This is a genomic window from Siminovitchia jepli, assembly GCF_047228825.1.
Classification (GTDB): Bacteria; Bacillota; Bacilli; order Bacillales; family Bacillaceae_C; genus Siminovitchia.
Genome location: NZ_JBFEGN010000116.1, coordinates 1 through 8,644, shown reverse-complemented (window position 1 = coordinate 8,644; position 8,644 = coordinate 1). Strand labels below are relative to the sequence as shown.

The 8,644-nt window shown below is 33.7% G+C and carries 7 protein-coding genes and 2 pseudogenes; 5 read left to right on the top strand and 4 right to left on the bottom strand.

The features are described from left to right. Window positions 1–135: 135 nt before the first annotated feature. The 5 genes and pseudogenes from AB1L08_RS20490 (at window position 136) to AB1L08_RS20470 (ending at window position 4,559) form a co-directional block, all read left to right on the top strand. Complete coding sequence (locus AB1L08_RS20490) at window positions 136–681, top strand: MerR family transcriptional regulator (RefSeq protein WP_413066469.1); 546 nt, start codon at window positions 136–138, stop codon at window positions 679–681. 73 nt (window positions 682–754) lie between these two features. Further along, the gene (locus AB1L08_RS20485; protein ID WP_164216693.1) at window positions 755–1,405 is read left to right on the top strand and encodes a DUF4097 family beta strand repeat-containing protein; all 651 of its coding nucleotides are present in this window, start codon (window positions 755–757) and stop codon (window positions 1,403–1,405) included. Window positions 1,406–1,505: 100 nt separating this feature from the next. Next, window positions 1,506–2,149, top strand: a pseudogene (locus AB1L08_RS20480) (GAP family protein). Between the two features lie 533 nt (window positions 2,150–2,682). Then, a complete protein-coding gene (locus AB1L08_RS20475) occupies window positions 2,683–3,267 on the top strand; it encodes an ArsR family transcriptional regulator (protein ID WP_413066468.1) in 585 nt (194 codons plus the stop codon). 14 nt (window positions 3,268–3,281) lie between these two features. Continuing rightward, window positions 3,282–4,559 (top strand): MFS transporter, encoded by a 1,278-nt coding sequence (locus AB1L08_RS20470; RefSeq protein ID WP_413066467.1) that lies wholly within the window; start codon window positions 3,282–3,284, stop codon window positions 4,557–4,559. A gap of 312 nt (window positions 4,560–4,871) precedes the next feature. On the opposite strand, the gene AB1L08_RS20465 is transcribed toward AB1L08_RS20470, so the two are convergent. The 4 genes and pseudogenes from AB1L08_RS20465 to rpsD form a co-directional block, all read right to left on the bottom strand. Continuing rightward, window positions 4,872–5,030 (bottom strand): transposase family protein, encoded by a 159-nt coding sequence (locus AB1L08_RS20465; RefSeq protein WP_368985466.1) that lies wholly within the window; start codon window positions 5,028–5,030, stop codon window positions 4,872–4,874. A gap of 203 nt (window positions 5,031–5,233) precedes the next feature. Further along, window positions 5,234–6,130, bottom strand: coding sequence for a DUF2268 domain-containing putative Zn-dependent protease (locus AB1L08_RS20460; protein ID WP_336253402.1), 897 nt, complete (start codon window positions 6,128–6,130; stop codon window positions 5,234–5,236). Further along, window positions 6,114–6,885, bottom strand: a pseudogene (locus tag AB1L08_RS20455) (MerR family transcriptional regulator). Before AB1L08_RS20455 ends, AB1L08_RS20460 begins: the two are co-directional and overlap by 17 nt. Before the next feature lie 801 nt (window positions 6,886–7,686). Next, window positions 7,687–8,289 carry a 30S ribosomal protein S4 gene (rpsD, locus tag AB1L08_RS20450; protein ID WP_413066466.1) on the bottom strand — a complete coding sequence of 201 codons (603 nt, stop codon included), beginning with the start codon at window positions 8,287–8,289 and terminating at the stop codon, window positions 7,687–7,689. Window positions 8,290–8,644: the final 355 nt, after the last annotated feature.

Here is an 8,644-nt window from a genome sequence, read left to right as displayed (position 1 = left end):
AAGGCACTATAGGGAACACGGACTTTGTTAGAGTCGAATTTTGTCAACTACCCCACGTTATTTTACTGAACCAAAAAACTTCAGGAAATCCAATTTTTAAAATCTTTAGGATTTCGTTTAATCGAGATAAAGGAGATGTTATCTGATAAAAACTGGGATTGGGAGATCGGACTAAAAAATCAGTTAAACTATATTTTGCAAGAAAAACAAAGAATTATTCAAATAGAAAAAACGCTAAAAGGACTCTTAAACACCTTAAAAATTGAGAATTCGGTTGATTTGACATATATAAATAAATTAATTCAATTGTATCAGAGTAAAAATGAACAACAAAATATATTTCGTGATAAATATTTTCATCAAGGTGAAAGGAAATTACTTAACAAATTACCGAAAATGGACAGTGATGATCCGCACTCTCTTGAATGGATTTCCTATTTGGTTGATTTGAAAAAATTCAAACATAAGGGTGCTAATTCTCCAGAAATTCAGCAAATTATACATTGTATGTATGAAAAGGCAATAGATACATTTGGTGAAAATGATGATTTTTTTAATAAATTATGGGAAATACGTAAATCACCAGAAAAATCAACAAAGATGGGCTTTTATCCGATAGAACAGGATATATTAAATTTAATAGAAGAGGCATGGGATTTTTATGAAAATAAGCGACATTGAAGTTTCATCTGTAAAATTGTTCAAGGTAGAATAGATGGATTTTTATAAAAATTTGTTTTTAAGAGGGATAAAGATGAAAAAATATTTGATTACTATTTTTTTAAGCATGATATTGTTAACGGGATGTAATTTTAATCAAGAAGAAGTTGTACACTCAATTGATCTTGATGGTATTGATACTATTTACATTGACCATGGAAGTGAAAATGTTCATCTAATCAGTGTAGAACAGTCAAATTTAGAAGTGTTACACTCAAATAAAAATATTGATGTATCCGAAAAGGCAAATGAAGTATCCATATCTATGGAGAAAAGGATCTTTAACATTGGTCCGAAAATTAATTTAAATAATCAACTCATAGTCAAGATTTCAAAAGATTTTACAGGAAAAGTTATTATTAATGGAACATCCGGAAATGTAACATCGGAAGACCTTGAAACAACAAATATCGAAGTAAATGAGAAAAGCGGGAATGTTACACTAGACTTCAAGGATTTCCATAGTGATGTAAATATTACAACATCGAGCGGAAACGTAGTTGTATCGTTGAATACGATACAACCGGACATTGAATTACAGACAAAGACAGCAAGTGGGTTACAAACAATTACTGTACCAATTGACATAGAAAAGCAAAATGATAAATCGATTGAAGGGAAAGCAAATGAAGGAATTTATTTTATTGGAATAAAAACAGCCTCGGGGAATATTTCTATACGATAATTGACGTACTTTTCCTATCCTATTAAGTGTTTTGTGTTTATTGTGTAAAAATCATTATTGTGAATATTTAGCCAATAATGCAAGAAAAGGATGATATAAAGTGAGTTTTGAATTTTTAATTCCGATAGGCATATTAGCTTTAGTGGACACATTGAGTCCGACAACGTTAAGTGTAACTGTTTATATGCTACTTATGGAAGAGGAGCGATTAATCAGAAGGTTATTTGCTTATCTGTTAACGGTTGGCATCTTTTATTTTACTGTAGAATATTTTTAATGATGGGGGTTGGAAGTATTTTCCATAAGTTTCCGAGTTTCGATGAAAGTGTTATACTCAGTCAATTTATGTTTTATTTAGGTTTGGGGCTATTTATTGGGAGTTTTTTTGTACCAGCTAAATCCACCCCTAAAACATATAAACCGAAGTCGAAAAGTATGTTGGCCATGGTTATGCTTGGCTTAATGACTGGTTTAATTGAAGTCGGGACAGCATTACCTTATTTTGCGGCTATCGGCATCATGACAACAGTCAAATTAAATCCATTTCAATGGATTCCCATACTAGCAGGTTATAACTTCATTATGGTACTTCCACCGCTCATTCTTATTGGAATACATTTATTATTTAAACAATGGCTTCGGGAACCATTAATGAAAATAAAATTGAGGTTAGAGAAAAACCAGGGAGCAACATTGTCGTGGATTATGGCTATTGTTGGTTTAATTATTTTGATAAATAGTTGATGATTAAAAGATTGGAATGAATATTTTATTAAAAGAATAATAGTTTTATGAGAACAAAAAATCCTTCACTTTGAAGTAGCAAAAAAACGAAAATGATAAATAATAATATTCCTTTGAGACATATGTCTGTTCTGGCAAGTAGCAATCAATATAAACTATATGGAAAGTGCTACTTATTTTTGCAGGGTTTTAGACGATACAGATAGGGATACACATGACGGTTAGAGGATAGTTCTTTAAATTTCTTCAAGATTTATTATCACAGACATCATGAAATCCAAAGGGATTTCTGTCTTTCCGATTAAATTTATAGTTGAAGTTCTTTGATAAGAAAAAGTGATTTTTCCTAATAAATATTTCCTGTTTTTTTAGAAAAATATGGTTATAAAACTTAAAGGTGAGAATAGCTCCCGTAAATACTTGACAGATTCTGTTGCAGTTATTCATTTCCTTTTTTTAATTTTTTATAGTATAATACAGTCAAATATTTTTAACCGTTTTAGTTTATTTTACAAAGGGTGGTTATTAAAGAGATGAAAAATAATTTGATTATTGATGATTTTAATCAGTTAAAAGCATTAAGTGATCCGTTACGTGCCGAAATGATGATGCATTTGGTGATGCGTGCTTATACTGGTCAACAACTTTCTGAGATTTTGTCAATCCCACGCGGGAAGATCCATTACCACCTAAAGGAATTGGAGAAAAATGGGTTAGTCCAAATCGTAAAAACGGAAGAAAAAAATGGTATTGTACAGAAGTTTTACCAAGCAGTGGCGGCTGATTTCCAAATTTCTGAAAAACTTCTTCCGAGAAAAAAGGAAATAAGAGATACAACCAAACAATTAATGTATGGAATTCTAGAACGTGCCAAACAAGAAATTAGGGAAGCTCCCGCCGAATCCTTCGAAACAAGAGAACCGAATGAAAAACCATTGGAACGACGTTTTATTTCTTCTACTTGGGAACTGGAGGCAACGGAAGAGCAATTTACACAATGGAAAATAAAGTATTATGCTCTTTTAAAAGAGTTACACCATATGGGCCTACAATCAAAGGGTAAGAAAAATAAATATTATATTACTACCGTTGGTTTTCAAACGGATGAGAAAGAATAAGGGGAAAGAGTTGGATGGATATTTTTAAGAACAGAAATTATTTATTTTTATTAATCGGTAGGGTTGTAACAAATATTGGGGACAGTTTGTATTATGTCACTACAATGTGGCTCGTTTATAAGCTGGGTGGAAATGCATTTTACACAGGACTTGCGGGATTTCTAACGCTTTTGCCTTCCTCATTACAGTTTATTACCGGTCCTTTTGTAGATCAATGGCAAGTAAAAAAAACGTTAATCGTTACCCAACTACTTCAAACATTATTGATTTTCTTAATTCCAATCACATACTATTTTGACTTGTTAACAGTTCAGCTTGTATTAATCATTATGCCAATCGCTTCATTTATTCAGCAATTCGCTTATCCATCACAAACAAAGGCATTACCTATCATTTTAGAAAAAAAGCACTTAATTAAAGGTAATTCTTATTTTGCTTTTGCCTATCAGGGAATTGATCTAGTGTTTAATGCTATTTCAGGTATTCTTGTCACTTTTTTTGGAGTAGTTTTGTTATATCTAGCCGATTCCATTATTTTTGCGATGGCAGCAATATTGTTTAGTTTGATACAATTGCCTAGAAAGGTTGAACAAAAAGATAGCAGAACTGGAAAACAGAAGATTTTGCAATATATTACTGACTTAAAGGAAGGATTTCGTGTTGTTTATCGTTCATTAATTGCTGTATTTTTAATTGGTTCGATTGTTGCAAATTTTTGTATCGGGGCTACTATGGCAATTTTGCCATCCCTTGCAGATGTACGGGGAGGTCCGATGTTTTACGGTTTTTATTTGGCAGCTATGTCTGTTGGTGGATTAGTTGGTGCATTATGCGGATCGTGGATGGGAAGATTTCGGTTAGGTATTTTTGTAACAATATCCTTTTGTTTTAGTGCACTATTGTGGATCCTTGCAGCAATATTTCCGATTACATCTATCGCTATAGTATGTTTTGCTCTTGCATGGATTCCCATTGGTGGTACAAATGTCATTTTTGCAACAACGTTACAAACCGTAGTTCCACACGAACTCTTGGGGCGTATAAATACAGTATCTGGTAGTATGAGTGCGATTGCTATGCCAATTGGTTCCATAGTTGGTGGTTATGTTGCTAGTGTAACCAGTAGTACTCTAACATTTTCTTTTGCAGGGTTAGGATTTCTATTTGTTTCTATCGTTTGGCTTTTACATTCACGCTTAAGAAGATTACCGAAGTTAGCAATGCTTACAGGAGATTTAATGGGAATTCACATAAATAAGCCTTCATTGACGGCGGAAGGTAAAGATTACTAACTGACATAACCGAACGATCTTTCTCCTTCAGTGGATTCTACTAATCGATTGGTCTCCCCTGTACTGGAATGAGTAATAGAATAGATAGAGGTAGCAAGTACCATATGATATTTATACGTCATTTATCGCTTCGTGGGGAGTTTATTCTGTTTAAACACCACATAGGCATTTGAATTCCTTTTTATGCTATATACAACATCTTTTTTGTCCTCAATTAGTTATTAAATATAAAATTCTGGTTGCTTGCTCCTTGAACCCAATTAAATTAGCCTATTGGTAACAGAACGCCCTTCATCAATATCTGGGAGACATTCAAAGAATAGAATGTATCCCCACACCCATTACATTTTTAACGAAGATGCCAACTCGTTTAGCATGCATCGGCAAATCAAAGAATAATTGTTCCTTTTTACCATGCTTATATAGATTAGCAACTGTACCACATTTTGGGCAATAAGAAGGAGATGGCAATGTAGTCTCAACTAAGAACCTATAATCATATTCACTCTCCTATATCAAGAATCTTAAAACTTGGTAGATTGAGCATATTAATTGTCATTATTCCATTTCCCTTTGTTTTATTGAGCATTTAATAAGAAAATCATATGAATTGCAGTTAAATAAGAAAGGCATTACTTAGCTATCGCAGTAATGCCTTCATTAGTACAAACAGGTTATTTAGAAAACAGTCCACAATTGCTTAGTATTTCATCTGTGCCCAGTAAGGTAGCTTCTACTATCCCCACATTATTGGTTTCCATGAAAGATTGTACTGCTTGGTAGCCTACTGCATAACCAGCAAATGGTGATAAGCCAACAGGTTGATAGCCTTGTTCTTTTGCAATGGTATCACCAAACATATAACTGCTGACCTCAGCAAACCCTTTAATATCTAAAGCATCCTTTATAACTTCTTTTGAATATTCCAAGTCCTCTTTATCAAAAGATGTAACCCAAGGTCCTAAAAGATCTTCTCCATAAAGTTCTTTTGCAAATGACTCAGCTAAACCCTCTATAATTAAGTAATCACCAACGGTAACGTCTCCATGATCCCAATCAAAATATGAAAAACGGATATTATGATGGAATTCATGTGCAATTACAGCAGGAATCCTTGGAATATTATAGGAGTTTGGGTAAATAGATACTTGAATAAACCCTGGAATTCCTCCAAAACCACAATAACCTTTTTGTAATTCGAGCTTCTTCGGGTCAGCTATATACATACCAAATCTCAATTCATCAGTATTAATATTTATATTATTTTTTTCAATAAAATTAATACAATGATTTAAAGTGCTATGTGCTGTTTGAAGAGCCTGAATTTCTTTTAAACTTTCTAATGCTTGTCTTCCAATTTGAGTATCTGATACATTAAGATAACCAAGCATATTTGTAGCCATTATTACATCATACCCATTAGGTTGCTTAGCCTTTAATGGAACATTAATCATATTCCACATCTTTTCAAAGGGCTTCATCATTGAGTACCGATAAAAATTTTCTTTATCTTCTTCCATTGAAAACAATTTTTCGTATTGTTCAATGGTATCCTCAATTATTATTTTCATTGCTACCACCTCTTATTTGATTATTCGTAAAGACCTTCATCGCCTCAATCATGAGTTTTGCTAAACCCTCACCATACTGATCTATATTTTTTGTGAAACGTTCATCATTAATATAGAGTTGACCTAATCCATAAAAGGTATCAAGGGAGTAGTTACTAAAGTTTTTATTTAAAAAGTCATACCATTCTTTAATTGTTGGTTGTACCTTTTAGGATTTGGGGCATTGATCACGAAGCCATGCAAGTTTATTGAAGATCATATCCCATCTATAAGGTAAATCATTTTGTTCATCTTGGACAATCCTTTAGTTTTGTGTATATCTCATCGATAGATTTATTTCCCCAACGAAGGCGAGCTTCTTCTTCAAATTGGTTGAATCCAACATTAATTCCCTCAAACCTCTCTTCATTCGTCATTTGTATTTCTCCCGCCATATGTTTAATCGTCTTATCAATGGTTTCAATCATTTTATCGACTTTATTTCGTTTCTCAATCAACATTTTTCGTTGTAAAATCAATGCTTCTTGTCGGTTAAATGAGGGGCTGTTAATAATCTTTTTAATTTCCTTTAAGGTGAATCCAAGTTCTTTGAAAAATAAAATTTGTTGTAATGTTTCAAGGTTTTCTTCTGAATAGAGCCGATAACCAGAATCAGTGATTTCTTTTGGGGACAACAATCCAATCTGATCATAATGATGAAGTGTACGAATACTAACACCAACCAATTCTGCCACTTCTTTTACCTTCATATCCATCACTTTGCGCCTCCTTCAATTACTACTATAAAGTATTACGTTACGTTAAAGTCAATAGAATGAAGATACTTTATGAAAAGGGATTTTGTATTGAAATACTTATTTTTAAATGGAGAGCTTTTTTGTGAGCAATTATGAGGGTTTATAAGAATTCCACACTAATATGCGATTGGGTAATGAGCCTAAATTTACTGGAATTCTCGTTTAAACACTAAGAATGTTATGTGTTTACAAGGTCTTTAAATGAAAATACTTAAGACGTTAAATTTATAATGGTAAATGTAATTAATTTTGTTAACAAACAAAAAAACCAAGAACGGAAAAATATTTGGATTATTGGGGGAGGAGAATTATTACATTCATTTCTGCAGGAAAAATTAGTTGATGGATTGATTATCATAGTTACTATAACTTTATTTTTCAAAAAGGAAATTTGTTAATTAGAGAGGTAGATTTTAATAATAAGAGATACACTAATTGTTGATAGTTATGTACTTATATTGACATTCAGAGGGATACAAAGCTGTTTTCCGTATAAGATTGCCGATAATAAAAGGTGATTATTGTTTTACTTAAAAAAGATTTATAATCATAAATTCAGCTTGTATTTTATTTTTTTGAAATATATCCATTCCCCTACATACGCCTAAACTGATTAATATTAATCAGCCCCAAATTAGCCCCAAATACGTTCATTTTCATGCTTTATCTTGCAATTCTAAGAAAAACAAAAAAGCCCCGAACCTTTGATATTTCAAGGTTTCTAAGGCTTTTCATGCTACGCTTTGCAAAGTGAATTTCCTAACGTGAGTAGAACTCAACGATAAAGGATTCATTGATTTCCGGAGGCAATTCGGAACGCTCCGGAAGACGTACCAATGTTCCTTCAAGCTTGTCTGCATCGAAAGAAACATAATCTGGAATAAAGTTGGTAGCTTCGACAGACTCCTTGATGATGTCAAGATTCCTTGACTTTTCGCGAACGCTGATTACTTGGCCAGGGTTTACTTTGTAAGACGGAATGTCAACGCGGCGTCCGTCTACAAGGATATGGCCGTGATTTACGAGCTGGCGTGCTTGACGGCGAGTGCGCGCAAGGCCAAGGCGGTAAACGACATTATCTAGGCGCTGTTCTAGAAGGATCATGAAGTTTTCACCATGTTTACCTTTCATTTTTCCAGCTTTGATAAAAGTGTTTTTGAACTGGCGTTCAGTAACTCCGTACATATGGCGAAGCTTTTGTTTTTCTTGAAGCTGCAAGCCATATTCAGATAGCTTTTTGCGTTGATTAGGACCATGTTGTCCAGGTGCATACGGACGTCTTTCCAATTCTTTTCCAGTACCGCTTAAAGAAATGCCGAGACGGCGTGATAGTTTCCAGCTTGGGCCGGTATAACGAGCCATGGATGACTCCTCCTTTGGTTTTATTTTGTTGTAAAATAAAAACCGATACGAGATTTACATAGATGGGTATTTTATTTTCATGCACCTTCGCCCTAGCAGCAGCGGGTTACGCGATGCACCTCATAAGAGAGGAATAAAATACGAAACATCCATGCAATCCTCCAGGCTGCATTATTTTACACACAAGCTCAATTATATGGGGAATGGTTCAGAAAGTCAAGATTTCTTTATTCATGTTTGGAGCGATGCCCCGCTCGTAGAATACGAGCCGGGGCATCGCTCCAACTCCCGTATAAATGCTCCAACTCCCGTATAAATGCTCCAACTCCCGTATAAATGCTCCAACTCCCGTATA

Excerpts from the sequence above, each read along its gene's own strand:
- AB1L08_RS20470 (WP_413066467.1), top strand. The coding sequence starts at position 3,282 with ATGGATATTTTTAAGAACAGAAATTATTTATTTTTATTAATCGGTAGG.
- AB1L08_RS20485 (WP_164216693.1), top strand. The coding sequence starts at position 755 with ATGAAAAAATATTTGATTACTATTTTTTTAAGCATGATATTGTTAACG.
- AB1L08_RS20460 (WP_336253402.1), bottom strand. The coding sequence starts at position 6,130 with ATGAAAATAATAATTGAGGATACCATTGAACAATACGAAAAATTGTTT.
- AB1L08_RS20475 (WP_413066468.1), top strand. The coding sequence starts at position 2,683 with ATGAAAAATAATTTGATTATTGATGATTTTAATCAGTTAAAAGCATTA.
- AB1L08_RS20490 (WP_413066469.1), top strand. The coding sequence starts at position 136 with ATGTTATCTGATAAAAACTGGGATTGGGAGATCGGACTAAAAAATCAG.
- rpsD (WP_413066466.1), bottom strand. The coding sequence starts at position 8,289 with ATGGCTCGTTATACCGGCCCAAGCTGGAAACTATCACGCCGTCTCGGC.